The sequence below is a fragment of the Pseudomonas sp. LG1D9 genome (assembly GCF_002949995.1).
GTDB lineage: Bacteria > Pseudomonadota > Gammaproteobacteria > Pseudomonadales > Pseudomonadaceae > Aquipseudomonas > Aquipseudomonas proteolytica.
The window spans coordinates 1,099,695-1,125,539 of record NZ_CP026881.1 but is presented as its reverse complement, the minus strand read 5'-3'; the positions used below and the strand labels follow the sequence as shown (position 1 = coordinate 1,125,539).

Below are 25,845 nucleotides of genomic sequence, written 5' to 3'. Positions count from 1 at the left end.
AGAGTTAACGCAGTAAAAATTTCACATTCGCGCCCTGGCCGCCCAAGGCTTTGCCCTGGGTGGCCAGCATGGCGCTATAAGATCGCCGCGTTGTTGCGCTCGGCCTGTTTGAGATAGGCCGCCAGCTCACGGGCCGGCAGGGGTTTGCTGTAGTGATAGCCCTGACCCTCATGGCAGCCTTCGCTGATGATGTAGGCCTCTTGCTCGGGCGTCTCCACGCCTTCTGCAATGACCTGCATGCCCAGGCTTTTGCCCAGTTGGATGATCGCCCGCACGATGGTGGCATCGTCATCGTCGTCCAGCAGGTCCTGGACAAAGCTCTTGTCGATCTTGATTTTGTCCAGGGGCAGGCTTTTGAGGTAGCTCAGCGACGAGTACCCGGTACCGAAGTCGTCGATGGCAATCAGCGCGCCGGAGCGGCGCAGGCTCAGCAAGTGCTGGGCGGCGGTGCTGATGTCTTCCATCAGGCCGGTCTCGGTCACTTCCAGTTCCAGGCTGCGCGGCGGCAGGCGATAGATCTGCAACAGGTTGTTGACCACCCGTGGCAGTTCGGCGTGGTGCAGTTGCACCGTGGACAGGTTGACCGCCATGCGCAGCTCGGTAAAACCCTGGTCGTGCCATTCGCGCAATTGCCGGCAGGCCTGGTCCAGTACCCACTCGCCAATGGGGATGATGGTGCCGTTCTGTTCCGCCAGCGGGATAAACAAGTCCGGTGGCACCAGGCCGTGTTCCGGGTGTTGCCAGCGAATCAGCGCCTCGACGCCGACCACGCGATGATCCACATAGCTGATCTGCGGTTGGTACACCAAATGAAACTGGTCGCGGCCCAGGGCTTCGCGCAGGTCTTTCTCCAGCTCGCGGCGCCGGCGCATTTCGCTGTCGACGCTGGCGATATAGAACTGGTAGCGATTGCGCGAGCGGGTCTTGGCCAGGGTCATGGTCTGCTCGGCCTTTTGCAGCAGCTTCTCGGTGCTATCGCCGTCTTCGGGAAACAAGGTGATACCGATGGTGGCGCGCAGGCGGATCTGTTCGTGGTCGAGGGCGAACTCGGCTTCCAGGTCATCGAGGATGCTTTGGGCCAGCTCGGCGGCTTCGTAGGGCTGCTCGATATCGGCCTGGACCAGGGCGAACTGGTCGCCACCCAGGCGGGCGAGGGCGCCGAGCCGGCCGCTGTGGGCGCGCAGGCGGTCGGCCAGGGCCAGCAGCAGTTGGTCGCCGGCCTGGTAGGTGTACTGCTCGTTGATGCTCTTGAAGTCATCCAGCCCCACGCACAACACCGCGACCCGGCGTTGACGGCGGCCGGCATCGATGAGGATCTTGTCCAGTTGCTCCTGCAGCTTCTGGCGGTTGGGCAGGCCGGTGAGGAAGTCGTACTGGGCCATGCGCAGCAGGCTGTTTTCGGCTTCATGGCGCAGGTGAGTGTTACGTTCGATAGAGGCCAGCAATTGATTGGCGGTGTTGATCCACAGCCCCAGTTCATTTTTCTCGTGGCCTTTGAGCTGGGGGATCTTGTGCTCGCTGGGCCGGTCGGGGTTGATCGAACTGAGGTGGCTGATGATCCGCGACAGGGGCTTGGTCAGCAGCCAGTGGTAGACCAGGTACAACACCAGGCCCATGGCCAGGGCGCGCAGCACCCCGGAGATAAAGATGATCACCGAATTGACGATAAAGCCCTGGCCATAGGTGGCCGTGTCGAGGGTGATGCTCAGGTCGCCGTAATACTCGCTGTAGGGCCCGCGCCCCACCAAGGGCGTCGTGAAGGTGCGTTCCTGGCCGAGAATCACGTCCGTCAGCCAGCGGCTTGGGGAGTGCTGCAGTTCCCGGCTCTTTTCGGCAAGCATGGGCTCGTTGGGGTGGCCAATGGAGGCCATACGCACTGCATCATCCTGGAACAGGCCCTCGATGACTTGCATGCCCATCTCACGGTCCAGGCTGTAGACGGCCTGGGTGGAAGGGTCGCGAAACATGTCGAGGATGCGCTGGGCATCGCCCGCCACGGCCTGGCGTGTCTTGTAGGCATCGAAAACGATCTGCGCCACGCTCAGTGCCACGCCCACAATCAGTGCCGACAACAGCACCACCCGGAGCAACTTCACCGACAAGCTGTTTTTGAGTTCCAGCTTCAAAGGGTCATTCCTTGTTCCATTCGGGTAGCCTCAATATGCCATGAGTATTGGCAATCCCGGGGTGGCAGTCAAAGGAACATTGCGGCTTGAGGAGTCTTTGGGAGGGGGGAGGGGCGTGAGAGGAGGGCGGATTATGTCCGCCCCCCTCTTGATCCACACGCATGAGAGCAGGCGAATGCCATGATGGCTCTCTGCACGCGGTCGTAAGCGTCTTTTAGATTAGAAGTTAATCTGTACTGGCGCCTGCTGCTGTTGATCCCCGCCTATCTTGCCGGGCGCCTGGTCTCCAGCGCCCGCCGTCAACTCTTTGAGTGCATCCATCCCCATTTCCAGACCTTTTGTTACCAGTGGAAGAAGTGTTGAGGCGGCACCCGAGATCATCGACATTGGATCCATATTTGACTCTCCTGTTTGGGCTGAGAGAGTTATTTCTCTCACTTGTTGATTGGTTAAGTTCTGTCAGGGAGTTCCACTATTTCTGGGGTGCTTGCAACTGATCGCCCACAAAAAAGCCCGGCAATTGCCGGGCTCTTTGTACTGCAAGGGTTACTTACGCAGTGAAGGTCTTGCCTTCGAACTGCTCGGCAACGAACTTCCAGTTGACCAGGTTCCAGAACGCTTCCACATATTTTGGACGCACGTTGCGGTAGTCGATGTAGTAGGCGTGTTCCCAGACGTCGCAGGTCAGCAGCGGGGTGTCGCCGCTGGTCAGCGGGTTGCCGGCGCCGATGGTGCTGGCCAGGGCCAGAGAACCGTCAGCCTTTTTCACCAGCCAGCCCCAACCGGAACCGAAGGTGCCGACGGAAGTCTTGGTGAACTCTTCCTTGAACTTGTCGAACGAACCGAACGCAGCGTTGATGGCTTCAGCCAATGCGCCAGTTGGTTGACCGCCAGCGTTTGGCGCCAGGCAGTTCCAGTAGAAAGTGTGGTTCCAGACCTGGGCGGCGTTGTTGAAGATGCCACCCGAAGAGGATTTGACGATCTCTTCCAGGGTCTTGCCTTCGAACTCGGTGCCTGGCACCAGGTTGTTCAGGTTCACGACGTAGGTGTTGTGGTGCTTGTCGTGGTGGTACTCCAGGGTTTCCTTGGAGATGTGCGGCTGCAGGGCATCGTGTGCGTACGGCAGCGGCGGCAATTCGAAAGCCATGATAATTCTCCTAATCAGGTCAGTTGCGGTGAGCGCAAGGCCGATCACGGGCGGCCAAACAAGCGCCGGGGAGTTTGTACTCTTTGCGGCGCAGGGGCTGGATCATAGCACCGGGGGTGCGGCAAAACCACGCAACAACTGTGTGGAATAGAGGTTCCAGAGCGTTTTGGAATATTCCTCAGTTGCTGATCAATTGATAGGCCACGCTGAACATCATCACCGCCACCAGCAGGTCCAGCAGGCGCCAGGTCGCCGGGCGTGCCAGCCACGGGGCCAGCCACGCCGCGCCGAGGGCCAGGGCGGAAAACCACAGCAAGGACGCGCTGGCGGCACCTGCGACATAAGCGCCGGGTTCGGTCTGTTGGGCGCCGAGGGAGCCGATCAGCAACACCGTGTCCAGATAGACGTGGGGGTTGAGCAGGGTCACGGCCAATGCACTGAGCATTACCGCGCGCAGCGAGCGCACTTTTTGCCCTTCACCTTGCTCCAGGCTTTGACGTGAACAGGCGCGGCGCAAGGCCAGGGCGCCATACCACAGCAGGAACGCCGCGCCGCCCCAGCGCGCAATCGCCAGCAACAGCGGGTTATGCGCCAGCACTGTCGCCAGGCCGAATACGCCGGCAGCCACCAGCAACGCATCGCACACCACGCACAAGGCCGCCACGGGCAAGTGATGTTCGCGACGCAGGCTCTGGGCCAGGACAAACGCGTTTTGCGTGCCGATGGCCATGATCAGCCCCAAGGCGACCAGCAGGCCGTTCACATAACTCTGCCACATAATATTTACTCTGCTTGCTAATCAATGCTGGCGATTGTCGGCGTTGAGGTTGTATAAGAAAAACAAATATTGCTGATCGCTCATTAGGAAAACTGATGTTCGACTATAAATTGCTCTCCGCCCTGGCGGCAGTGGTGGAACAGGCCGGTTTCGAGCGCGGGGCCCAGGTGCTTGGTGTGTCGCAATCGGCCATTTCCCAGCGCATCAAATTGCTCGAAGCCCGCATCGGCCAGCCGGTGCTGGTACGCGCGACCCCGCCGACTCCCACGGAAATCGGCCGCCGCCTGCTCAACCATGTGCAGCAGGTGCGCTTGCTGGAGCGCGACCTGCAAAGCCAGGTGCCGGCGTTGGATGAAGAAGGCATGCCCGAGCGGCTGCGCATCGCCATCAACGCCGACAGCCTGGCGACGTGGTGGGCGCAGGCCGTCGGGGATTTTTGCGCCGAGCAGCACTTGCTGCTCGACCTGGTAGTGGAAGACCAGACCGTCGGCCTCAAGCGCATGCGCGCCGGCGAGGTAGCGGCTTGCGTCTGCGCCAGCGAACGCCCGGTGGCCGGTGCCCGCAGCCTGTTGCTGGGGGCCATGCGTTATCGGGCATTGGCGAGCCCGGCGTTTATTGCCCGGCACTTCCCCGGCGGGGTACGGGCCGATCAACTGGCGCGCACGCCAGCGCTGGTATTTGGTCCGGATGACTTCCTGCAACATCGCTACCTGGCGTCGCTGGGCGTGGACGGTGGTTTTGAACACCATTTATGCCCGTCCTCCGAAGGTTTTATCCGCCTGACCGAGGCCGGCCTGGGCTGGGGCTTGGTGCCGGAGTTGCAGGTGCGTGATCAACTGCAACGGGGCGTGCTGGTGGAATTACTGCCAGATAAACCCATCGATGTGCCGCTGTACTGGCATCATTGGCGCAGTGGCGGGCAATTGCTCGGTTTGTTGACCGAGCATCTGGCACGGGCTACCGGCCAATTGCTGGTGCCGTTGGAGTGACCGTCGGCGTCAACGCAACTGCGATGAAAAATGAAAGAACACGGGGTAACACATGAAAATTCTGGTCACCGGCGCAAGCGGCTTCATTGGCGGGCGCTTTGCGCGTTTCGCCCTGGAGCAGGGCCTGGACGTGCGGGTCAACGGGCGGCGCGCCGAGGGTGTCGAGCACCTGGTACGGCGCGGCGCCGAGTTTATCCAGGGTGATCTGAATGATCCGGATTTGGCGCGCAACCTGTGCCGCGACGTTGAGGCCGTGGTTCATTGCGCCGGCGCCGTAGGGCTGTGGGGACGTTACCAGGACTTCTATCAGGGCAATGTGCAGGTCACCGAAAACGTGGTCGAAGCCTGCCTTAAACAACGGGTCGGCCGCCTGGTGCACCTGTCGTCGCCATCGATCTATTTCGATGGCCGCGATCACCTGGGACTGACCGAAGAGCAAGTGCCCAAGCGCTTCAAGCATCCCTATGCGGCGACCAAGTACCTGGCCGAGCAAAAAGTCTTTGGTGCCCAGGAATTCGGCCTGGAAGTGCTGGCCCTGCGCCCGCGTTTTGTCACCGGGGCTGGCGACATGAGCATCTTCCCGCGCCTGTTGAAAATGCAGCGCAAGAACCGTCTCGCCATCGTTGGCGATGGCCTGAACAAGGTCGACTTCACCAGTGTGCACAACCTCAACGAGGCCCTGCTCAGCAGCCTGCTGGCCACCGGCTCGGCGCTGGGCAAGGCCTATAACATCAGTAATGGCGCGCCGGTGCCGGTGTGGGACGTGGTCAACTATGTGATGCGCCAGATGGACATGCCCCAGGTCACTCGTTACCGCTCCTACGGCTTGTCTTATAGCATCGCGGCGCTCAACGAGGCCTTTTGCGCGATGTGGCCGGGGCGTCCGGAACCTTCCCTGTCACGCCTGGGGATGCAAGTGATGAACAAGGATTTCAGCCTCGATATCAGCCGTGCGCAGCACTATCTCGACTACCAGCCCAAGGTCAGCCTGTGGACGGCCCTCGATGAGTTCTGTCATTGGTGGAAAGTCCAGGAGCCGGGCTCCAACTAGCGTTGGCAACACCGGGAACCGATTTTTCGGTTGCCGGTCGACCAAGGCGACGGGCCAGGGGTTTATACTCCCGCCGCTCAGTTTTTTTATGCGGCTATTTCAAGGTTGATTCATGCGTAACGATATTAAAGACGACTTCGACCATGTGCCGAGCCTGCGGGCCGACATTGGCGATGACGATGATTTTGTGCCGACCGCCGCCACGTCCATGCGCTCGCGTCCGGCGCCGGTGGTCAAGGTCAAGAGCGCCAGCACCGGGCCGTTGTGGGCCTTGGTCGGGGCGCTGCTGTTCGCCTTTGTGGGCCTGGCGTGGTGGAGCTTCCAGCAGATTTCCCTGATGGGGCAGCAACTGGTGGCGACCCAGGAAAGTTTTGCGCGCATCAGCGAAGAAGCCGCCGGCCGTTTGCAGGACATTTCCGGCAAGGTGGTGGCCAGTGAGGCCAGCGTCAATACCGGCAGTGAAGCGCTCAAGCTGCAGATCAAACAGTTGGAAAGCCAATTGCTGGAGCAGGGCAAGCAGCAGTTGGGTGTGGCAGGCCAGGCCACCGAGCTGGACCAGCGCTTGGCGCAGATGAGTGCCAGCACCACGGAACTGACCACTGCCAATACCCAGATGCAGGCCCAGGTGCAAACCCTGGCGACAGAACTGACGGCCCTCAAGGCTGCGCAGGCCGAAGCCGCCAAGTTGAATGCCGAAGTCAAGGAACTGAGCACGGATGTGGCAGCGTTGAAGAAGCAGGGCAACCCGGCCACGGCCATTGCACGGCTGGAACAGGACCTGTTGGTAATCAAGAGCGAACTGGACAACCGCGCCGCCACGGAAGGGCCGTCGAATAAAGAGTTCGACGTGTTCCGCATCCAGACCACCCGCAACATCACGACCTTGCAGACCCAGATGCAGAACCTGCAACGGGAAGTCAGCGCACCGGCCAGGCTCACACCCCTGGGCCAATGAGCCCTATTTCTGTAGGAGCCGGCTTGCCGGCGATGGGCATAGGTATCTACACAACTTTCAGAAACTGACGAGCTCTCCTGTGGCGAGCGGGCTTGCCCCGCGCTGGGCTGCGAAGCAGCCCTAAACCCTGCCATCGCGGTTTACCTGAAGAAACGCGGCGGGCTTTTTGGGGCTGCTTCGCAGCCCAGCGCGGGGCAAGCCCGCTCGCCACGGGGGGCGTCAGTTTCTGAAAGTTGTGTATATACCTATGCGGCGATGGTGCCAGTAGCCTTGCGCTGATTCCAGGGCCGCCATCCCCGGCAAGTGTCACCGTTCAGTGACATTTGTCTTCCCTTTCGTTACATGTCCCTTCTCGGCCCTTGTTTAGACTGCGGTCATCCCACAAAAACAAAAAGGGCCACCCATGACCATCCAACCACTGCCCACCAGCAGTTGGCTGAACGCACCTGCCCATCACGCCTGGCTTGCCGCCGAGGGTCAGCGCCTGCTGGCGTTTGCCAAGGCTTCCAGGCTGCCTGAAGGCTTCGGCAACCTCGACGTCCAGGGCCGTCTGCCCGTCGATGCCTGCGCCGAAACCATGAACACCGCCCGCATGACCCACAGCTTTGCCATGGCCCACGCCCAAGGGCTGCCAGGCTATGCACAGTTGGTAGAGCACGGGGTGGCCAGTCTCAGTGGCCCGTTGCGCGATGCCGAACATGGCGGCTGGTTCGCCGTCGCCGGCGCGCGTGATGGCAATACAGGCAAGGCCGCCTACCTGCACGCTTTTGTCGCCCTGGCCGCCAGCTCCGCGGTAGTGGCGGGTGCCCCTGGGGCGCAAGCCTTGCTGGCGGACGCCGTCCAATGCATCGACGAGCATTTCTGGTGCGAGGAGGAGGGCGCGATGCTTGAATCCTTCGCCCAGGATTGGAGCGGCGAGGAAGCCTATCGCGGGGCCAACAGCAATATGCACGCCACCGAAGCGTTCCTTGCCCTGGCTGATGTCACCGGCGACAGCCGATGGCTGGGGCGGGCGTTGCGCATTGTCGAACGGGTGATCCATCAGCACGCCAGCGCCAATGAATTTATGGTGATCGAACATTTCGACCGCTATTGGCAGCCCCTGCATCGTTACAACGAAGACAACCCGGCCGACGGCTTTCGTCCCTACGGCATTACCCCCGGCCATGGGTTCGAATGGGCGCGCCTGGTGCTGCACCTCGAAGCCGCACGCCAGCAGGCAGGGCTCGTCACGCCGCAGTGGTTGCTGGAGGACGCCAAGGGTTTGTTCGCCAGTGCCTGCGAGTATGGCTGGTCGGTGGACGGTGCCCCGGGCCTGGTCTACACCTTGGACTGGCACTTTCGCCCGGTGGTGCGCGAGCGCCTGCATTGGACCCACGCCGAAGCCAGTGCAGCCGCCCAGGCCCTGCTCAAGCGCACGGGTGAGTGGCATTACGAAACCTGGTACCGGCGTTTCTGGGAGTTTTGCGAAACTCACCTGATCGACCGGGTCCAGGGCAGTTGGCATCATGAACTCGACCCGCTCAACCAGCCCGCCAGCAAGATCTGGGGCGGCAAGCCGGATCTGTACCATGCCTGGCAAGCGGTATTGCTGCCGGGTCTGCCTTTATCCCCAAGCATGGCCAGTGCGTTGGGGGCGGGTGTTTATGTCACCAAGTGGTGACATTTGGCCGTCCCTTTGTTACGTGCCTGGGAAAAATCCCTGTTTAGAATCCTATGCAGCGCAAGCTCCAGACTTGCATGCATAACAACAAGAAAAAGGTACTCAGATGAACGCGATTAATCGCCTCGCCGTTGCTATTTCCATTGCCTCGTTGTTTCCCCTCAGTGCATTTGCCGCCGACTCGAAAGGGACGGTTGAAGTTGTGCATTGGTGGACCTCGGGTGGTGAGAAGGCGGCGGTGGATGTCCTGAAGGCCCAAGTTGAGAAAGACGGCTTTACCTGGAAAGACGGGGCTGTTGCAGGTGGTGGCGGCGCCACTGCCATGACCGTGCTGAAAAGCCGCGCGGTCGCCGGCAACCCGCCAGGCGTTGCCCAGATCAAGGGCCCGGACATCCAGGAGTGGGCCTCCACCGGGCTGCTCGATACCGACGTCCTCAAGGACGTGGCCAAGGCCGAGAAGTGGGATGGCCTGCTCGACAAAAAAGTCTCCGATACCGTGAAGTACGAAGGCGATTACGTGGCCGTGCCGGTGAATATCCACCGCGTCAACTGGCTGTGGATCAACCCGCAAGTCTTCAAGAAAGCCGGCATCACCAAAAACCCTACGACCCTCGAAGAATTCTACGCCGCCGGCGACAAGCTCAAGGCCGCAGGCTTCATCCCGCTCGCCCACGGTGGTCAGCCTTGGCAGGACAGCACGGTGTTCGAAGCCGTGGTGTTGTCGGTCATGGGGGCTGATGGCTACAAAAAAGCCCTGGTCGACCTCGACAACGCAGCCCTGACCGGCCCGGATATGGTCAAGTCGCTGACGGAGCTGAAGAAAGTCGCGACCTATATGGACGCCGACGGCAAGGGCCAAGACTGGAACCTGGAAGCCGCCAAGGTCATCAACGGCAAGGCCGGCATGCAGATCATGGGTGACTGGGCCAAGAGCGAGTGGACTGCCGCCAAGAAAGTCGCCGGCAAGGACTACGAGTGCGTAGCCTTCCCGGGCACCGACAAGGCCTTCACCTACAACATCGACTCCCTGGCAGTGTTCAAGCAGAAAGATGCCGGCACCTCGGCCGGGCAGCAGGACATCGCCAAGGTGGTGCTGGGCGAGAACTTCCAGAAGGTCTTCAGCATCAACAAGGGCTCGATCCCGGTGCGCAACGACATGCTCGGCGATATGGCCAAGTACGGCTTTGACAGCTGCGCCCAGACTGCGGCCAAGGACTTCCTGGTCGATGCCAAGTCTGGCGGCCTGCAACCAAGCATGGCGCACAACATGGCGACCACCCTGGCGGTACAGGGCGCGTTCTTTGATGTGGTGACCAACTTCATCAACGACCCGAAAGCCGACCCGGCCGACACCGCCAAGAAGCTTGGAGCAGCGATCAAGTCTGCCAAGTAACCCTTGGAAGGCTGGGCTTGAGTGTGGGAGCGGGCTTGCCCGCGATGCAGGCGCCTCGGTGTATCAATGACACCCAGGTGATGCCATCGCAGGCCAGCCAGCTCCCACCTGAAGCCGGCCCCCACAAGGTTATCCACTAGTCCCTTACTCCCTGCCCTGGATTTCCCCATGAGTTCTGTTGCTGTGTTCAGCAAGGCCTCGCCGTTCGATGCATTGCAGCGCTGGCTACCAAAACTGGTGCTGGCCCCGAGCATGTTTATCGTCCTGGTGGGCTTCTATGGCTACATCCTGTGGACGTTCGTACTGTCGTTCACCAACTCCACCTTCCTGCCGACCTACAAGTGGGTAGGCCTGGCGCAATACGCGCGGTTGTTCGACAACGATCGCTGGTGGGTGGCGAGCAAAAACCTGGCGCTGTTTGGCGGCATGTTTATCGGCATCACCCTGGTGATCGGTGTGCTGCTGGCGGTATTCCTTGACCAGCGCATTCGCCGCGAAGGCTTCATTCGCACTATTTACCTGTACCCGATGGCGCTCTCGATGATCGTCACCGGTACCGCCTGGAAATGGCTGCTCAACCCCGGCATGGGCCTGGACAAACTGCTGCGCGACTGGGGCTGGGAAGGCTTTCGCCTGGACTGGCTGATCGACCCGGACCGCGTGGTGTATTGCCTGGTGATCGCGGCGGTATGGCAAGCCTCGGGCTTTATCATGGCGATGTTCCTCGCCGGCCTGCGTGGCGTTGACCAATCGATCATCCGTGCCGCACAGATCGACGGTGCGAGCCTGCCGCGCATCTACTGGAGCGTGGTGCTGCCCAGCCTGCGCCCGGTGTTTTTCAGTGCGGTGATGATCCTCGCGCACATCGCGATCAAGAGCTTCGACCTGGTGGCCGCGATGACGGCCGGTGGTCCAGGCTACTCATCCGACCTGCCGGCGATGTTCATGTACTCCTTCACCTTCAGCCGTGGCCAGATGGGCATGGGCTCGGCCAGTGCGATCCTGATGCTCGGGGCGATCCTTGCGATCATCGTGCCTTACCTGTACTCCGAGCTGAGGACCAAGCGCCATGACTAGTCTCGCCAAACCTTCCATCAGCTTCAGCCGTGTCGCGATCCATGCGGTGCTGATCCTGGCCGTGGTGCTGTACCTGGTGCCGCTGGTGGTCATGCTGCTCACCAGCTTCAAGACCCCGGAAGATATCAGCACCGGCAACCTGCTGAGCTGGCCGACGGTCATCACCGGGATCGGCTGGGTCAAGGCCTGGGCCACGGTGAATGGTTACTTCTGGAACTCGTTCCTGATCACCGTCCCGGCGGTGCTGATCTCCACCACCATCGGCGCATTGAACGGCTATGTGCTGGCGATGTGGCGCTTTCGCGGCTCGCAGTTGTTCTTCGGGTTGTTGCTGTTCGGCTGCTTCCTGCCGTTCCAGACGGTCTTGCTGCCAGCCTCGTTCACCCTCGGCAAGATGGGCCTGGCCAGTACCACCACCGGCCTGGTGTTTGTGCATGTGGTCTACGGCCTGGCGTTTACCACGCTGTTCTTCCGTAACTACTACGTGAGCATCCCGGATGCGCTGGTCAAGGCAGCACGCCTGGATGGTGCAGGGTTCTTCACCATCTTCCGTCGGATCATTCTGCCGATGTCCACACCGATCATCATGGTCTGCCTGATCTGGCAGTTCACCCAGATCTGGAACGACTTCCTGTTTGGCGTGGTGTTCTCCAGCGGTGATTCGCAGCCCATCACAGTGGCGCTGAACAACCTGGTCAACACCAGCACCGGGGCCAAGGAATATAACGTTGATATGGCGGCGGCGATGATCGCCGGGCTGCCGACCCTGCTGGTCTATGTGGTCGCAGGCAAGTATTTCGTGCGCGGTCTCACGGCCGGCGCGGTCAAGGGGTAATCATGGCTACGCTCGAACTTCGCAATGTAAACAAGACCTATGGTGCTGGCCTGCCGGACACCCTGAAAAATATCGAACTGTCGATCAAGGACGGCGAATTCCTGATCCTCGTCGGGCCCTCGGGCTGCGGCAAATCCACCTTGATGAACTGCATCGCCGGCCTGGAAAACATCAGCGGCGGCGCGATCATGATCGGTGACCAGGACGTCAGCGGCATGAGCCCCAAGGATCGGGACATCGCCATGGTGTTCCAGTCCTACGCGCTGTACCCGACCATGAGCGTGCGCGAGAACATCGAGTTCGGCCTGAAAATCCGCAAGATGAGCCAGCCGGCCATCGATGAGGAAGTGGCGCGGGTGGCCAAGCTGCTGCAGATCGAACACTTGCTCAATCGCAAGCCAGGCCAGCTCTCTGGCGGCCAGCAGCAGCGGGTGGCGATGGGCCGGGCGCTGGCGCGGCGGCCGAAGATCTACCTGTTCGACGAACCGCTGTCCAACCTCGACGCCAAGCTGCGCGTCGAGATGCGCACTGAAATGAAGCTGATGCACCAGCGCCTGAAAACCACCACGGTCTACGTGACCCACGACCAGATCGAAGCCATGACCCTGGGCGACAAAGTGGCGGTGATGAAGGACGGCATCATCCAACAGTTCGGCACGCCCAAAGAGATCTACAACGATCCGGCCAACCTGTTTGTTGCCAGCTTCATTGGCTCGCCGCCGATGAACTTCATCCCCCTGCGTTTACAGCGCAAGGAAGGCCGTCTGCTGGCCCTGCTCGACAGTGGCCAGGCGCGTTGCGAGCTGCCGCTGGGCATGAGCGACGCCGGTCTTGAAGAGCGTGATGTGATTCTTGGCCTGCGTCCGGAACAGATTGTGCTGGCTGGCGGTGATGGCAATGGTTTGCCGAGCATTCGGGCCGAGGTCCAGGTCACTGAGCCCACCGGCCCGGACACCCTGGTGTTTGTCCAGCTCAATGACACCAAGGTCTGCTGCCGCCTGGCGCCGGACGTGGCACCGCAAGTGGGCGAGAGCCTGACCTTGCAGTTCGATCCGGCCAAGGTGCTGCTGTTCGACGCCAAGACCGGTGAACGCCTGGGCACCGCTGCGTCAGTGCCGGTGCAACACGCTGATAACGTCACCCAATTCAAGGGCCGCTGAAGACCAATAACTGTAGGAGCGAGCTTGCTCGCGAAAAACGTGAGAGCGCCGCGTTCATCCAGGATGCCCGCGTCAGCGTTAACGATCTTCGCGAGCAAGCTCGCTCCTACTTCAGATAAAAATAGATGTAAACCGCGTTAGATAAAAACAGTTAATAACAATAAAGACGAGGATGTAGGGATGAAAAAGCAACACAACAACACCCGGCTGATCTGCCAACTGTCAGCGGCAGCAGCCCTGGTTTTGTCCGCCAATGCGATGGCAGACGAAGCCTTCAGCGCCGACTCCAAATGGATGACCGGCGATTGGGGCGGCGAGCGAACCAAGCTGATCGAGCAGGGTATCGACATCAAGGCCGACTACGTTGGGGAAGCGGGCTACAACGCGCGCGGCGGCTACAACGATGACAAGACCGGTCGTTACGCTGACCAGTTCGGCCTCGGCGTAGCGCTGGACCTGCAAAAGCTGTGGGGCTGGGACAACACCCAGGCCAAGATCCAGATGACCAGCCGTAATGGTCGTAACATTTCCAATGACCGTATTGGCGACCCGCGTGCAGGCACCTTGAGTTCATCTCAAGAAGTGTACGGCCGTGGCCATATGGTGCGCCTGACCCAGTTCTGGATTCAGCACCAGATGTTCGACAACAAGCTGGATGTAAAACTCGGTTACTTCGGTGAAGGCGAAGACTTCAACACCTTCCCATGCGACTTCCAGAACCTGTCGTTCTGCGGCTCCCAAGTGGGTAACTACGTCAATACCTGGTACAACTGGCCGGTCAGCCAGGCCGCGATCCGTGTGAAGTACCACATCACCCCTGAGCTGTATGCGCAGATCGGTGCGTACAACCAGAACCCATCGCAACTGGAGCACGGCAACGGCTTCAAACTCAGCGGCAGTGGCACCAAGGGCACCGTGATTCCGGTGGAGTTGGTCTGGTCGCCGAAGGTCAATAACCTGCCGGGCGAATACCGCGTGGGTTACTACAAGAGCGCCGCCGATGCTCCTGATGTGCGTGAGGACGTCAACGGTAACGATGCCGCCACCACTGGCGCTGACTACCGCACCCGCAGCAGCAAGAAAGGCTACTGGTTCGTTGCGCAACAGCAACTCACCACCCACAACGGCGACGCCTCTCGTGGTCTGAATATCGCGGCCAACGCCACGTTCCACGACAAAGAAACCAACACCGTCGATAACTACCAGTCGATCATGCTGGTGTACAAAGGCCCATTCGACGCGCGTCCAAAAGATGACGTAGGGATTGGCGCCGCTCGTCTGCACGTCAACGACGACGTGAAGAAAAACGCCGAGCTGCGCAACATTTCCAACGGTGTGAGTGACTACGACAATGCGCGGTTCTCGCCGCTGCGCGAAACCGAGTACAACTTCGAAATCAACTACGGCTTCCACGTCACCAACTGGCTGACCGTGCGTCCCAACCTGCAATACGTTGTCCAACCGGGCGGCGTGGATAAAGTCGACAACGCGCTGGTGGCCGGCCTGAAAATTCAGTCGGTGTTCTAACGCTGTTGCGATAAGCTCCTTCTCTCTGTGCGCATTTGCGGGTAGCCATGGCTATCCGCTTTTTTTTGCGAAGGGCGAACAGCCCTGCAGGAGCGAGCTTGCTCGCGAAAAACTTGAGAGCGCCGCGTTCATCCAAGATGCCCGCGTCAGCGTTAACGATCTTCGCGAGCAAGCTCGCTCCTACAGGTATGTACACATTTGCGCGACATGATTATCAGGACCGTGGCACATGCATGAGCAACCGCTGCAACGCTTTTTCAAATCCCTGCGCGAGCAACCGGTGTTTGCCTGGGAGCGCTTCCAGATGCGTGACGTGCTGGTGATCGATCACCCGCTCTGCCAGGCGGTGTTCAGCCGCCAGGGCGCGCAATTGCTGCACTTCCAGCCTACGGGCCAGAAGCCATGGCTGTGGTGCGCAGCAAAGTGGCCGCAAGTCGGGGCGATTCGTGGCGGCGTGCCCGTGTGCTGGCCGTGGTATGGCCGTCATCCCAGCGAAAACGCCTGGCCCTCCCATGGCTGGGCGCGCTTGATCGACTGGAAGCTGCTGGACAGCAGCACCGGCGAGGACGGCGTGCGCCTCCACTGGCAATTGCAGTTGTGCGATTGGCAGGTGGACCTGCATGCGCACTTGGGTGAAAGCCTGCAATTGCGCTTGAGCACCGAGCACCAGGACGAGCTGCCGTGCCAATTGAGCCACGCTTTGCACGCTTATTGGCGTATTGGTCACGTTGGTGAGATAGCGCTGTCTGGGCTAGAGGGTGCGCAAGGTTACGACCAGTTGAGCCGCCAGGCCTGCCAGCAGGAAGGTGAGCTGCGCGTCGATGGCGGCTGCCAGCGCGTGTTCCAGCATGAGGGCGAATTGCAGCTCAAGGACCATGCGTGGCAGCGCGAGTTGTGCATTGATACGGGTGACAGTGCAGACACGGTGGTCTGGCATCCGGGCAGCCGGCCATTGCTGGGGGTGAGCTTTAATGAAGCGTCGGGCTTTGTGTGTGTCGAGTCGGCCATGGCCGGGGCCTGCCTGGCGCCCGGGGAGAGGGCGCATTTGAGTCTGCAGGCCCGGGCTGGGGTTTAACGGTGTTGCTGATGGCGTCTTTGCGGGCAACCGCGCTCCCACATTCGAATGTGTTCACCCATCAAAAATGTGGGAGCGGGCTAGCCCGCGATAGGGCCGGCCCTGCTTGAGGAGGTTCCAGCTTTAGTTGAACTCATCGCCAACCGGATACCGGCTGTCGTTCAAACTCTCTTTGATCTTGCGCAAATGCGGCTGGAAATCCACCCCGCGACGCAAGGTCATGCCCGTAGCCAGTACATCCAACACCGTCAACTGAATGATCCGCGAGGTCATTGGCATATAGATGTCGGTGTCTTCCGGCAACGGGATGTTCAGGCTCACCGTACTGGCCTTGGCCAGTGGCGAGTTCTCGGCAGTTACGCCCAGCACCGAAGCACCGTTTTCCCGCGCAATACGCGCCACTTCCACCAACTCACGGGTACGGCCGGTGTAGGAAATAATCACAAATAGCTCGCCGGTATGCGCCACTGAGGCAATCATCCGCTGCATCAGCACGTCCGCATGGGCGGTCACCGACAGGTTGAAACGGAAGAACTTGTGCAGGGCATCCATGGCCACCGGCGCCGAAGCCCCCAGGCCAAAGAAGTGGATCTGCCGCGCCTGGATCAGCAGGTCCACGGCCTTGCTGATCAGGTTGGGGTCCAGGGCCTGGCAGGCGCTGTCCAGTGAGGCAATGGCGCTGCCAAAAATCTTCTGCGTGTAGGCCTCGGGGTTATCATCGGCCTCCACCGCGCGGCTGACATAGGCCGCGCCACTGGCCAGGCTTTGCGCCAGCTGCAATTTCAGTTCAGGGTAACCACTGACGCCGAACGAGCGGCAGAAACGGTTGACCGTCGGTTCACTGACCGAGGCGGCTTGGGCGAGGGCTGCGATAGAGAAGCGGGTCGCCTGCTGTGGGTTGAGCAGGATGACCTCGGCGACTTTTTTCTCGGCCTTGTTCAATTCTTCGAGGCGGTTCCGGATCTGTTCCAGAAGATTTCGCACGCGGTCCATTCAGTCTTTCCTTCGGGCGACGATGCAAGTAGGGGCCAGTAAAAGGTCGACGAGCGGCCCTTGGCGGTGGCCTATCCTACTGAGGGTAGTTGAACACCACCACTCGCAATGCGTTTTTTGGGAAAATGTTGTGGTTATTACTACATTTTTCCTTGAGTGATGCCTTGAAAAAAGGTATTTGTAGCTTAACTTGATAAAAGAACAAACATCATGCCTTCGATAACCGTGGAACCCTGCACCTTTGCCCTGTTTGGCGCCTTGGGTGATCTGGCGCTGCGCAAGTTATTTCCTGCCCTCTATCAACTCGATGGCGCCGGGCTCTTGCACGCCGACACTCGCATCCTGGCCCTGGCCCGCGAGGCCGGTTCCGAGCAGCAGCACCTGGACCACATCGAGCACGAACTGCGCAAGTACGTCGGCCAAGAGCTGGATGAAGCGGTGGCCGCGCGCTTCCTGGCGCGTCTGGCCTACGTGCACGTCGACTTCATGAACGCCGATGACTACGTGGCCCTGGCCGCCAAGGCCGGCACCGAACAACGCCTGATCGCCTACTTCGCCACCCCGGCCGCGGTGTATGGCGCGATTTGCGAGAACCTGTCCAAGGTCGGCCTGGCGGAAAATACCCGCGTTGTCCTGGAAAAGCCCATCGGTTCGGACCTGGAATCCTCGCGCAAGGTCAACGACGCCGTGGCGCAGTTTTTCCCGGAAAACCGTACCTACCGCATCGACCATTACCTGGGCAAAGAGACGGTCCAGAACCTGATCGCCCTGCGTTTTGCCAATAGCCTGTTTGAAACCCAGTGGAACCAGCACTACATCTCCCACGTGGAAATCACCGTGGCCGAGCAGGTGGGTATCGAAGGCCGCTGGGGCTACTTCGACAAGGCCGGGCAACTGCGGGACATGATCCAGAACCACCTGCTGCAATTGCTCTGCCTGATTGCCATGGACCCGCCGGCCGACCTGTCGGCCGATAGCATCCGCGATGAGAAGGTCAAGGTGCTCAAGGCCCTGGCGCCGATCAGCCCCGAAGGCCTGACCACCCAGGTAGTGCGCGGCCAGTACATCGCCGGCTACAGCGCCGGCAAACCGGTACCGGGCTACCTGGAAGAAGAGAATTCCAACACCCAGAGCGACACCGAAACCTTCGTTGCCCTGCGTGCCGATATCCGCAACTGGCGTTGGGCCGGGGTGCCGTTCTACCTGCGCACCGGTAAGCGCATGCCGCAAAAACTGTCGCAGATCGTCATCCATTTCAAGGAACCGTCCCACTATATCTTCGCCCCCGAGCAGCGCCTGCAGATCAGCAACAAGCTGATCATCCGCCTGCAGCCGGACGAAGGTATTTCCTTGCGTGTGATGACCAAGGAGCAGGGCCTGGATAAAGGCATGCAACTGCGCAGCGGGCCACTGCAACTGAATTTTTCCGACACCTACCGTAGTACGCGGATCCCCGATGCCTACGAGCGGTTGTTGCTGGAAGTGATGCGCGGCAATCAGAACCTGTTTGTCCGTAAAGATGAAATCGAAGCCGCGTGGAAGTGGTGTGACCAGTTGATCGCCGGGTGGAAGAAGTCCGGTGATGCACCCAAGCCGTACGCGGCGGGTTCCTGGGGGCCGATGAGCTCCATTGCACTGATCACGCGGGATGGGAGGTCGTGGTATGGCGATATCTGATTTGAAACTGCCGCAAGGCGTAACACCCCACGAGTACCGCACGCCGGTACTGCTGGCCGAAGGCTTGGCCAATGACGTGGCCGAACAACTGCGCGCGGCCATCAGTGCCCGGGGCGAGGCGACGCTGGTGGTGTCCGGTGGCCGCAGCCCGGTGGCGTTTTTCCAGAACCTGGCCAAGCAGGGCCTGGACTGGTCCAAGGTGACGATCACCCTGGCCGACGAGCGCTGGGTGCCGGTGGAACATGCCGACAGCAACGCCGGCCTGTTGAAAAAACACCTGCTGCAAGGCCCGGCGGCCAAGGCCCGGTTCTTGAGCCTCTACAGTGCTGCGGCGAACCTGGACGGTGCTGCCGAACAGGCCGATCGCCTGCTGGCTGAACTGCCGGCAATTGATGTGCTGGTGCTGGGCATGGGCGATGACGGGCATACCGCCTCCCTGTTCCCCAACAGCCCGAACCTGGCCGAAGCCTTGAAGCCGGATGGCACTCGTCGTTGCTGGCCGATGCTGGCGCCGAGCGTGCCCCATCAGCGCCTGACCATGAGCCGTGCGTTGCTGGCCAGTGCCCGTTACACCGTGTTGTCGATTGCCGGCGATTCGAAACTCCACACCCTGAGCGAAGCGCTGGCTGGCGACGATGTTGCCGGCATGCCGATTCGCGCGTTTTTGCAACCTACTCTAGAGATTTACTGGTGCCCATGAGCCAAGGATCAGCCGCTATGAAAAGCCCTCACCCGACCGTGTCCATGGCGGATAAAGTTGCCCTGATCGACAGCCTCTGCGCCAAGGCGCGGATCCTGCCGGTGATCACCATTGCCCGCGAGCAGGACATTCTGCCCCTGGCTGATGCCCTGGCGGCGGGTGGCTTGACCGCGCTGGAAGTGACCCTGCGTTCGCAGTTCGGCCTCAAGGCTATCCAGGTCCTGCGTGAGCAGCGTCCGGAGCTGGTCACCGGTGCGGGCACGGTGCTCGATCGCACCATGCTGGCGGCAGCCGAGGCGGCGGGTTCGCAGTTCATCGTCACCCCCGGCATTACCCGCGACCTGCTCGAAGCCAGTGTCGACAGCCCGATCCCATTGTTGCCTGGCATCAGCAATGCCTCCGGCATCATGGAAGGCTATGGCCTGGGCTATCGCCGCTTCAAGCTGTTCCCCGCGGAAGTCAGCGGCGGCGTGGCAGCAATCAAGGCCTTGGGTGGGCCGTTTGGCGAAGTGAAATTCTGCCCGACTGGCGGCGTTGGCCCGGCCAACATCAAAAACTATATGGCGTTGAAAAACGTGATGTGCGTGGGCGGTAGCTGGATGCTTGATCCACAGTGGATCAAGGACGGCGACTGGGGGCGTATCCAGGAAGTCACCGCCGAAGCGCTGGCGCTGCTCGATTGATCTGATTTACCGAATCGTTGTTGCTGTGCTTCACGGCATGTTTGCGGTGCACTTGGTCGGTGCGCCGCTTTTTTTTGCCTACAGAAAAGCGGCAGGCCACCGCAATCCAAATGTAGGAGCTGGCTTGCCTGCGATAGCGGTGGGTCTGCCAATACATTTGTCACTGATCCACCGCTATCGCAGGCAAGCCAGCTCCCACATTTTAATCGGTGTTCAATTCGGTAATCGCGTTGACCAGCACGCCGATGTCCGCCGCCGAGGTCACCAACCCCGGCGTCACCCGGATACAACTGCCAAATGCCGCCCCGCTGCGCAGGGTGGTAAACAGGTTGTACTCATCGAGCAATCGATCCGCCATTACCTGCTGGTCGCGCCCGATGAACTTGAACGCGGTAATCGCGCAATACAACCGTGGATCATCCGAGGTCAGCACCTCGATCCCCGGCAATGGCCGCACCTGGCTCACCCACAGGTCACGCAGGTACTTCACCCGCGCACCCTTGGCATGCGCGCCGCCCAAGGCTCGATGTTCTTCAAGCACGAGCGGTAAGGTCATCAGCGCCGGAAAATTCGGTGTGCTGTAGGGCGTACGGGCACGCACATCGGTGATCGGGTAATGGAACTCGGCCATGTCCGGATCAATCTGGGCCAGGCGCTCAGGGGCTATGTACAAAAAGCCCAGGGTCAGCGGCGCACCGATCCACTTGTGCAGGTTAAAACCCGCGAACGAGATGCCCAGTTGGGCCAGGTCGAAGTCGATCTGGCCCAACGCATGGGCGCCATCGAGGATGATTTCGACGCCAGATTCCCGTGCAGCCCGGGCGATGGCCTCTACCGGCATAACCAGGCCCGTACGGTGGGTGACATAGGTCAGCGCCATCAGCTTCAGGCGCGGGTAGCGGCTGAAGGTATCGCGATAGGTCTGCACCAGGCTGTCGAAACTGGCCGGGTGGGCGTGGGACACTTCTATCACCTCAACACCCCGGTAGCCGGCGAGCCAACGCATGGCGCCCTTGACCGTGTCGTATTCCAGGTCACTGATCAGCACCTGGTCGCCCGGTTGCAGGCGGTTGTAGTTGCGGATCAACGATTGCAGGGCTTCGGTGGCATTGCGGGTGAAGGCGATGGCTTCTGGATCGACATTGACTAATTCGGCCAGTTGCCGGCGAATCTCGACGTTGTCCCCTTGCTCGAAACGTTGGCGCACATGCACCGAGTTGCTGCGATTGATAAAGGCCACATGCTCCTGATATTGCGCCAGCACCGCCCGGCTCATACGGCCGAAGTAGCCGTTTTCCAGGTTGATGGGGCCGGGTTCCAGCTCATAGCGCTGGGCAATGGCCTGCCAGTAGGCCTCGTCGCGGGTGTAGGGCATGGTCGGGCTCGATTAGTGGCGAGGGGCAGGTTTACCGTGTTTGGCGCGCAGCGGTTCGAGCAGTTCGGACAGGCCGTTGTGATCGATTTCCTGCATCAACGCCAGCAGGCCGCCTAACTCGCCGTGGGGGAAACCCTCGCGGGCAAACCAGTTCAGGTAAGGACCGGGCAGGTCGGCAATGATCCGGCCCTTGTACTTGCCGAACGGCATTTGGCGGGTGATCAGCAGTTCGAGTTTTTCGGGGTTCATAGGTGCTTCAGGCAATCAGGAGGATGCCCTGGAAAATACAGGCATTCTGCATGAAGGCCAAATGACAGATCATGCAAATAAAGCGGATACAGATTTGGAGTTTATTTATAACTCGTTGAAAATTAAGGTTTAATTTTTAATTCAAGACCTGGCACGGGCGCTGCAACTACCCCAGTACGTTTCTAAACCTGTGAAGGAATTGAAAAATGACTGACATCAACAAAGAATCGATCTCCGTACTCAACGACCTGATCGAAACCAGTAAAGACGGCCAGGAAGGCTTCAAGACCTGCGCAGAAGACATCAAGCACCCAGAGCTCAAGGCGCTGTTCACCAAGCGTTCAGCTGACTGCGCCACGGCGGCTGCCGAACTGCAGACAGCCGTGCGTGCCTTGGGTGGTGACCCGGAAGATTCCGGCAGCGTTGCCGGCGCCCTGCATCGTGGCTGGGTTGACGTGAAGTCGCTGGTGACTGGCAAGGATGAAGAAGCAGTCCTCAACGAAGCCGAGCGTGGTGAAGACCATGCGTTGAAGGCTTACAAAGAAGCCATCGAGAAAATCACCAAGCACAACCTGGTCGGTATTCGTGACCTGGTTGAGCGTCAGTACCACGGCGCACAGCGCAACCATGACCAGGTCAAAGCCCTGCGTAACCAGGCCCGCGCCCAGTCCTGAGTAGCTTCGCAGTAACAACTGTGGGAGCTGGCTTGCCTGCGATGGCGGTGGATCAGTCAATTTAGATGTCGACTGCTACACCGCTATCGCGGGCAAGCCCGCTCCCACAAGGGGTTTGTGCCGGGCAGGATGTTTGAGCACACCCCAAAACAACTGTGGGAGCTGGCTTGCCTGCGATGGCGGTGGATCAGTCAATTTAGATATCGACTGCTTCACCGCCATCGCGGGCAAGCCCGCTCCCACATTATTTTGCTTTCACAGGACCAGGGATTTTCAGCCGATGCTGATCGCTGGCAATTGGGTCAAGGTCACGACCTGTTGCTTGCGCGGTGCGAGGATCTCCGCTTCGCCATCCACTACCAACTCATCACGCTGGTTGAACACCTGGGTGGCAATCCGCACGCGGAACTTGGGTAGCTTCTCGAGAATTTCCAGACGTACGGTCAGGGTGTCGCCGATTTTCACCGGTTTCTGGAAGCTCATCTGCTGGCCGATATAGATGGTGCCCGGCCCAGGCAACTCACAGGCGACTGCCGCGCTGATCAATGCGCCGCTGAACATGCCGTGGGCGATACGCTCCTTGAACATGGTCGCCTTGGCAAACTCCGCATCCAGGTGCACCGGGTTATGGTCGCCGGACATCGCCGCGAACAGCTGGATATCGCGCTCTTCCACGGTTTTGCTGTAGGTGGCTTTCTGGCCGACTTCGAGGGCTTCGTAAGGCGTGTTGGTAACCTGGGTCATCTAATCGTGCATCCTGTGGCTAATCGATAGTCTTAATTCGTTGATTTTAAACGAAAATATTTTTCTGTTCATTCACAGCGTGCCGGCCGGCGATGGTTCACGGCCTGGGCCATCCACGCCAGCACATCGGCGGTGACCGCATCGCGGTTGGTTTCATTGAACAGTTCGTGCCGGGCCTGCGGGTAAATATTCAATTGCAGGTTCTGGCAGCCCGCATCGCGCAGCGCGTTGGCCAGGCTGGTGAGACGCTTGCCTTCACTGACCGGATCACATTCGCCACCCATCACCAGGATCGGCAGGCCCGGATCAATCTGTTTGAGATTGGACGCTTTGCTGATTTGCTGCAAGCCACCGAGCAAGTCGATCCACAGCTGGTTGGTGCAGCGAAAGCCGCACAAGGGGTCGTTGATGTACTTGTCCACTTCGTCCGGATCGCGGCTCAACCAGTCGAATGCCGTGCGGTTGGGTTTGAAGGCCTTGTTGAATGAGCCGAACGACAGGAACTCGATCAGCGCGCTGCGCCCCCGCAGGCCCTGGCGCAAGCGTTCGGCGCGGGCGATCAGTTGGGCGGCGCGGTACAGGGCCACCGGCTGGAAATTCGAGCCACTGAGAATCGCCCCGTGCAGGCTGGCGCTGTGGTGCAGCAGATAGGCCTGGGCGATATAGCTGCCCATGCTGTGGCCCAACAGGATGATCGGCACACCGGGGGCCTGTTGGCCGATATGCTGGTTGAGGGCGGCCAGGTCACCCACCACCTTGTTCCAGCCATCCCGCTCGGCGTACAGGCCCAGGGTACCTTCATCGGCGGTGCGGCCGTGCCCGCGCAGGTCCGGGGCATACACACCGTAGCCGGCGCCACACAAGGCCTGGGCCAGGCGCGCATAGCGGCCGCTATGCTCGGCCATGCCATGGGCCAGCATCACCAGCGCCGTGGGCGTTTCGTCCGGGAGCCACTGGTTGACGTGCAGGCGGCTGCGGTCATTCGCGGTCAGCCAGAAAGTGGTGTGGTTCATGGCGCTTCCTTTGCTCAGGGTCGTTGCAGTGTATAGCTCATCTGTGGGCGGGCGTCTGATCACCCTTGGCCTCAGGGGCAAGATTCATACAATCAATGACACGTTTTTGTGTATTTGCCTGTTTAGCCATAACTGCTAACGTCCCCGAAGCTCCGCTTCCCGTAAACAGCCGGAAGCGGTCGGGCACACTCGGGTAAGAGGACAAGAATAATGCAACCTGATTTCTGGAATGACAAACGCGCGGCCGGTGTGCCCAATGAGTTAGACCTGTCGGCGTACAAGTCAGTAATCGAAGTCTTCGAGCGTTCCTGCAAGGCCTTTGCCGACCGTCCGGCATTCAGCAACATGGGGATAACCCTGACCTACGCCGACCTGGAGCGCCAGAGCGCGGCGTTCGCCGGCTACCTGCAACACCACACAGACCTGAAACCGGGCGACCGTATTGCGGTGCAGATGCCCAACGTCCTGCATTATCCGATTGCCGTCTTCGGCGCCTTGCGCGCCGGGCTGGTGGTGGTCAACACCAACCCGCTGTACACGCCGCGGGAAATGCGTCATCAGTTCAAGGACGCAGGCATTCGTGCCCTGGTCTACCTCAACCTGTTCGGTTCCAGGGTGCAGGAAGTGGCGGCCGACACCGAGATCGAATACCTGATCGAAGCCAAGATGGGCGACTTCATGCCCACTGCCAAGGGTTGGCTGATCAACACTGTGGTCGACAAGGTGAAGAAGATGGTGCCGGCCTACAGCCTGCCCCGGGCGATGTCGTTCAAGCGCGCCTTGCACATGGGCGCAAGCCTGGCCGTGACCCGCCATCCGGTCACCCTGGATGACATCGCGGTGCTGCAATACACCGGTGGCACCACCGGCCTGGCCAAGGGCGCGATGCTGACCCACGGCAACCTGGTGGCGAACATGCAACAGGTGCGGGCGTGCATGTCACAGGTGCGCGAAGACGGGCATCCGCTGGTCAAGGAAGGGCAGGAGGTGATGGTCGCGCCGTTGCCGCTCTACCATATCTATGCCTTCACCGCGAACTGCATGTGCATGATGGTCACCGGCAACCACAACGTGCTGATCACCAATCCCCGGGACATCGGCGGCTTTATCAAGGAGTTGAAGAAGTGGCGGTTTACCGGGCTGCTGGGGCTCAACACCCTGTTTGTCGCGCTGATGGAACACCCGGACTTCAAGACCCTGGACTTCTCCCACCTGAAGATCACCAACTCCGGCGGCACGGCCTTGGTCAAGGCCACGGCCGAACGCTGGAAGCAGATCACCGGCTGTTCCATCGGCGAAGGCTACGGCCTGACCGAGACGTCGCCGGTGGCCAGCACCAACCCCTATGGTGATCAATCGCGCCTGGGCACCGTGGGTATTCCAGTGCCAGGCACGGCGATGAAAGTCATCGATGACGCCGGCGTGGAGTTGCCGCTGGGCGAGCGTGGCGAGTTGTGCATCAAGGGCCCGCAGGTCATGAAGGGCTACTGGCAGCAACCGGCGGCCACCGCCGAGAGCCTGGATGCCGAGGGCTGGCTCAAGACGGGCGATATTGCGGTGATCGACCCGGACGGGTTTGTGCGCATTGTCGATCGCAAGAAGGACCTGATCATCGTCTCGGGCTTCAATGTGTACCCCAACGAGATCGAAGACGTAGTGATGGCCCACCCGAACGTCGCCAACTGCGCGGTGATCGGCGTGCCCGACGAACGCACCGGCGAGGCCGTGAAGCTGTTTGTGGTGGCGCGGGCCCAGGGCGTCAGCCTTGAGGAATTGAAGACCTACTGCAAGGCCAACTTCACCGGTTACAAAGTGCCCAAGCACATTGTGTTGCGGGACTCGTTGCCGATGACGCCGGTAGGCAAGATCCTGCGCCGGGAGCTGCGCGACATCGCCTGACCTGGACTGAAATGCGATTCAAATGTGGGAGCTGGCTTGCCTGCGATGGCGGTGTATCAGTC

Annotated in this window: 24 protein-coding genes; 15 read left to right on the top strand and 9 right to left on the bottom strand. The window is 60.4% G+C overall.

Features of this window, described 5'->3' with window-relative positions; all coding sequences use genetic code 11:
* Nucleotides 1–74 precede the first annotated feature (74 nt).
* The 4 genes from C5F71_RS05510 to C5F71_RS05500 all read right to left on the bottom strand — a co-directional run bounded on the left by C5F71_RS05510 (nt 75) and on the right by C5F71_RS05500 (nt 4,051).
* A complete protein-coding gene (locus C5F71_RS05510; protein ID WP_029296372.1) occupies nt 75–2,126 on the bottom strand; it encodes a bifunctional diguanylate cyclase/phosphodiesterase in 2,052 nt (683 codons plus the stop codon).
* A gap of 219 nt (nt 2,127–2,345) precedes the next feature.
* Entirely contained in the window at nt 2,346–2,522 is a 177-nt protein-coding gene (locus C5F71_RS29065; protein WP_166647888.1) for a hypothetical protein, read from the bottom strand.
* Nucleotides 2,523–2,676: 154 nt separating this feature from the next.
* The gene (locus tag C5F71_RS05505) at nt 2,677–3,273 is read right to left on the bottom strand and encodes a superoxide dismutase (RefSeq protein WP_003212997.1); all 597 of its coding nucleotides are present in this window, start codon (nt 3,271–3,273) and stop codon (nt 2,677–2,679) included.
* A 178-nt stretch (nt 3,274–3,451) separates the two neighbouring features.
* On the bottom strand, nt 3,452–4,051 hold the full coding sequence (locus tag C5F71_RS05500) for a LysE/ArgO family amino acid transporter (protein WP_029296379.1): 600 nt from the start codon (nt 4,049–4,051) through the stop codon (nt 3,452–3,454).
* Nucleotides 4,052–4,146: 95 nt separating this feature from the next.
* Between C5F71_RS05500 and C5F71_RS05495 the strand changes: the two genes are divergently transcribed.
* From C5F71_RS05495 to C5F71_RS05445, 10 genes are all read left to right on the top strand, one after another.
* On the top strand, nt 4,147–5,040 hold the full coding sequence (locus C5F71_RS05495; protein WP_029296381.1) for a LysR family transcriptional regulator ArgP: 894 nt from the start codon (nt 4,147–4,149) through the stop codon (nt 5,038–5,040).
* A gap of 52 nt (nt 5,041–5,092) precedes the next feature.
* Nucleotides 5,093–6,091, top strand: coding sequence for an NAD(P)-dependent oxidoreductase (locus C5F71_RS05490; RefSeq protein ID WP_029296383.1), 999 nt, complete (start codon nt 5,093–5,095; stop codon nt 6,089–6,091).
* 112 nt (nt 6,092–6,203) lie between these two features.
* Nucleotides 6,204–7,046 carry an ATPase gene (locus tag C5F71_RS05485; protein ID WP_104910776.1) on the top strand — a complete coding sequence of 281 codons (843 nt, stop codon included), beginning with the start codon at nt 6,204–6,206 and terminating at the stop codon, nt 7,044–7,046.
* A 403-nt stretch (nt 7,047–7,449) separates the two neighbouring features.
* Nucleotides 7,450–8,709: an AGE family epimerase/isomerase gene (locus C5F71_RS05480; protein WP_104910775.1), complete on the top strand. Its 1,260-nt coding sequence runs from the start codon at nt 7,450–7,452 to the stop codon at nt 8,707–8,709.
* A 106-nt stretch (nt 8,710–8,815) separates the two neighbouring features.
* Complete coding sequence (locus C5F71_RS05475) at nt 8,816–10,102, top strand: ABC transporter substrate-binding protein (protein WP_029296389.1); 1,287 nt, start codon at nt 8,816–8,818, stop codon at nt 10,100–10,102.
* Nucleotides 10,103–10,270: 168 nt separating this feature from the next.
* Nucleotides 10,271–11,179, top strand: a complete 909-nt coding sequence (locus tag C5F71_RS05470) for a carbohydrate ABC transporter permease (protein ID WP_029296391.1) — start codon at nt 10,271–10,273, stop codon at nt 11,177–11,179.
* Nucleotides 11,172–12,014, top strand: coding sequence for a carbohydrate ABC transporter permease (locus C5F71_RS05465; RefSeq protein ID WP_029296393.1), 843 nt, complete (start codon nt 11,172–11,174; stop codon nt 12,012–12,014). The genes C5F71_RS05470 and C5F71_RS05465 overlap by 8 nt, the downstream gene beginning before the upstream one ends.
* Before the next feature lie 2 nt (nt 12,015–12,016).
* The gene (locus C5F71_RS05460; protein ID WP_104910774.1) at nt 12,017–13,174 is read left to right on the top strand and encodes an ABC transporter ATP-binding protein; all 1,158 of its coding nucleotides are present in this window, start codon (nt 12,017–12,019) and stop codon (nt 13,172–13,174) included.
* Nucleotides 13,175–13,354: 180 nt separating this feature from the next.
* Nucleotides 13,355–14,701 (top strand): carbohydrate porin, encoded by a 1,347-nt coding sequence (locus C5F71_RS05455; RefSeq protein WP_029296397.1) that lies wholly within the window; start codon nt 13,355–13,357, stop codon nt 14,699–14,701.
* A gap of 229 nt (nt 14,702–14,930) precedes the next feature.
* Nucleotides 14,931–15,776 carry a D-hexose-6-phosphate mutarotase gene (locus C5F71_RS05445; protein ID WP_029296399.1) on the top strand — a complete coding sequence of 282 codons (846 nt, stop codon included), beginning with the start codon at nt 14,931–14,933 and terminating at the stop codon, nt 15,774–15,776.
* A gap of 123 nt (nt 15,777–15,899) precedes the next feature.
* Here the strand turns inward: C5F71_RS05445 and C5F71_RS05440 are convergent, their stop codons facing one another.
* A complete protein-coding gene (locus C5F71_RS05440) occupies nt 15,900–16,760 on the bottom strand; it encodes a MurR/RpiR family transcriptional regulator (protein WP_169851198.1) in 861 nt (286 codons plus the stop codon).
* A 219-nt stretch (nt 16,761–16,979) separates the two neighbouring features.
* Here C5F71_RS05440 and zwf point away from each other — a divergent pair, with 219 nt between their 5' ends.
* Genes zwf through C5F71_RS05425 form a run of 3 tightly spaced genes read left to right on the top strand, consistent with a single transcriptional unit; the run spans nt 16,980 to nt 19,829 of the window.
* Complete coding sequence (gene zwf, locus C5F71_RS05435) at nt 16,980–18,446, top strand: glucose-6-phosphate dehydrogenase (protein WP_029296404.1); 1,467 nt, start codon at nt 16,980–16,982, stop codon at nt 18,444–18,446.
* Nucleotides 18,433–19,146 carry a 6-phosphogluconolactonase gene (gene pgl, locus C5F71_RS05430; protein WP_029296406.1) on the top strand — a complete coding sequence of 238 codons (714 nt, stop codon included), beginning with the start codon at nt 18,433–18,435 and terminating at the stop codon, nt 19,144–19,146. Before zwf ends, pgl begins: the two co-directional genes overlap by 14 nt.
* Before the next feature lie 17 nt (nt 19,147–19,163).
* Nucleotides 19,164–19,829, top strand: coding sequence for a bifunctional 4-hydroxy-2-oxoglutarate aldolase/2-dehydro-3-deoxy-phosphogluconate aldolase (locus tag C5F71_RS05425; protein ID WP_029296409.1), 666 nt, complete (start codon nt 19,164–19,166; stop codon nt 19,827–19,829).
* A gap of 202 nt (nt 19,830–20,031) precedes the next feature.
* Here C5F71_RS05425 and C5F71_RS05415 read toward each other — a convergent pair whose 3' ends face one another.
* On the bottom strand, nt 20,032–21,204 hold the full coding sequence (locus C5F71_RS05415) for an aminotransferase class V-fold PLP-dependent enzyme (RefSeq protein ID WP_029296411.1): 1,173 nt from the start codon (nt 21,202–21,204) through the stop codon (nt 20,032–20,034).
* A 12-nt stretch (nt 21,205–21,216) separates the two neighbouring features.
* Nucleotides 21,217–21,453 (bottom strand): DUF3820 family protein, encoded by a 237-nt coding sequence (locus tag C5F71_RS05410; protein ID WP_008056784.1) that lies wholly within the window; start codon nt 21,451–21,453, stop codon nt 21,217–21,219.
* Between the two features lie 206 nt (nt 21,454–21,659).
* Between C5F71_RS05410 and C5F71_RS05405 the strand changes: the two genes are divergently transcribed.
* Entirely contained in the window at nt 21,660–22,127 is a 468-nt protein-coding gene (locus tag C5F71_RS05405) for a PA2169 family four-helix-bundle protein (protein WP_104910771.1), read from the top strand.
* Between the two features lie 273 nt (nt 22,128–22,400).
* Here C5F71_RS05405 and C5F71_RS05395 read toward each other — a convergent pair whose 3' ends face one another.
* Complete coding sequence (locus C5F71_RS05395; protein WP_029296435.1) at nt 22,401–22,871, bottom strand: MaoC family dehydratase; 471 nt, start codon at nt 22,869–22,871, stop codon at nt 22,401–22,403.
* 68 nt (nt 22,872–22,939) lie between these two features.
* On the bottom strand, nt 22,940–23,884 hold the full coding sequence (locus C5F71_RS05390; RefSeq protein WP_070995331.1) for an alpha/beta hydrolase: 945 nt from the start codon (nt 23,882–23,884) through the stop codon (nt 22,940–22,942).
* Nucleotides 23,885–24,094: 210 nt separating this feature from the next.
* Here C5F71_RS05390 and fadD2 point away from each other — a divergent pair, with 210 nt between their 5' ends.
* Complete coding sequence (gene fadD2, locus C5F71_RS05385; protein ID WP_104910770.1) at nt 24,095–25,783, top strand: long-chain-fatty-acid--CoA ligase FadD2; 1,689 nt, start codon at nt 24,095–24,097, stop codon at nt 25,781–25,783.
* Nucleotides 25,784–25,845: the final 62 nt, after the last annotated feature.

Excerpts from the sequence above, each read along its gene's own strand:
- C5F71_RS29065 (WP_166647888.1), bottom strand. The coding sequence starts at position 2,522 with ATGGATCCAATGTCGATGATCTCGGGTGCCGCCTCAACACTTCTTCCA.
- C5F71_RS05505 (WP_003212997.1), bottom strand. The coding sequence starts at position 3,273 with ATGGCTTTCGAATTGCCGCCGCTGCCGTACGCACACGATGCCCTGCAG.
- C5F71_RS05500 (WP_029296379.1), bottom strand. The coding sequence starts at position 4,051 with ATGTGGCAGAGTTATGTGAACGGCCTGCTGGTCGCCTTGGGGCTGATC.
- C5F71_RS05495 (WP_029296381.1), top strand. The coding sequence starts at position 4,147 with ATGTTCGACTATAAATTGCTCTCCGCCCTGGCGGCAGTGGTGGAACAG.
- C5F71_RS05490 (WP_029296383.1), top strand. The coding sequence starts at position 5,093 with ATGAAAATTCTGGTCACCGGCGCAAGCGGCTTCATTGGCGGGCGCTTT.
- C5F71_RS05485 (WP_104910776.1), top strand. The coding sequence starts at position 6,204 with ATGCGTAACGATATTAAAGACGACTTCGACCATGTGCCGAGCCTGCGG.
- C5F71_RS05480 (WP_104910775.1), top strand. The coding sequence starts at position 7,450 with ATGACCATCCAACCACTGCCCACCAGCAGTTGGCTGAACGCACCTGCC.
- C5F71_RS05475 (WP_029296389.1), top strand. The coding sequence starts at position 8,816 with ATGAACGCGATTAATCGCCTCGCCGTTGCTATTTCCATTGCCTCGTTG.
- C5F71_RS05470 (WP_029296391.1), top strand. The coding sequence starts at position 10,271 with ATGAGTTCTGTTGCTGTGTTCAGCAAGGCCTCGCCGTTCGATGCATTG.
- C5F71_RS05465 (WP_029296393.1), top strand. The coding sequence starts at position 11,172 with ATGACTAGTCTCGCCAAACCTTCCATCAGCTTCAGCCGTGTCGCGATC.
- C5F71_RS05460 (WP_104910774.1), top strand. The coding sequence starts at position 12,017 with ATGGCTACGCTCGAACTTCGCAATGTAAACAAGACCTATGGTGCTGGC.
- C5F71_RS05455 (WP_029296397.1), top strand. The coding sequence starts at position 13,355 with ATGAAAAAGCAACACAACAACACCCGGCTGATCTGCCAACTGTCAGCG.
- C5F71_RS05445 (WP_029296399.1), top strand. The coding sequence starts at position 14,931 with ATGCATGAGCAACCGCTGCAACGCTTTTTCAAATCCCTGCGCGAGCAA.
- zwf (WP_029296404.1), top strand. The coding sequence starts at position 16,980 with ATGCCTTCGATAACCGTGGAACCCTGCACCTTTGCCCTGTTTGGCGCC.
- pgl (WP_029296406.1), top strand. The coding sequence starts at position 18,433 with ATGGCGATATCTGATTTGAAACTGCCGCAAGGCGTAACACCCCACGAG.
- C5F71_RS05425 (WP_029296409.1), top strand. The coding sequence starts at position 19,164 with ATGAAAAGCCCTCACCCGACCGTGTCCATGGCGGATAAAGTTGCCCTG.
- C5F71_RS05415 (WP_029296411.1), bottom strand. The coding sequence starts at position 21,204 with ATGCCCTACACCCGCGACGAGGCCTACTGGCAGGCCATTGCCCAGCGC.
- C5F71_RS05410 (WP_008056784.1), bottom strand. The coding sequence starts at position 21,453 with ATGAACCCCGAAAAACTCGAACTGCTGATCACCCGCCAAATGCCGTTC.
- C5F71_RS05405 (WP_104910771.1), top strand. The coding sequence starts at position 21,660 with ATGACTGACATCAACAAAGAATCGATCTCCGTACTCAACGACCTGATC.
- C5F71_RS05395 (WP_029296435.1), bottom strand. The coding sequence starts at position 22,871 with ATGACCCAGGTTACCAACACGCCTTACGAAGCCCTCGAAGTCGGCCAG.
- C5F71_RS05390 (WP_070995331.1), bottom strand. The coding sequence starts at position 23,884 with ATGAACCACACCACTTTCTGGCTGACCGCGAATGACCGCAGCCGCCTG.
- fadD2 (WP_104910770.1), top strand. The coding sequence starts at position 24,095 with ATGCAACCTGATTTCTGGAATGACAAACGCGCGGCCGGTGTGCCCAAT.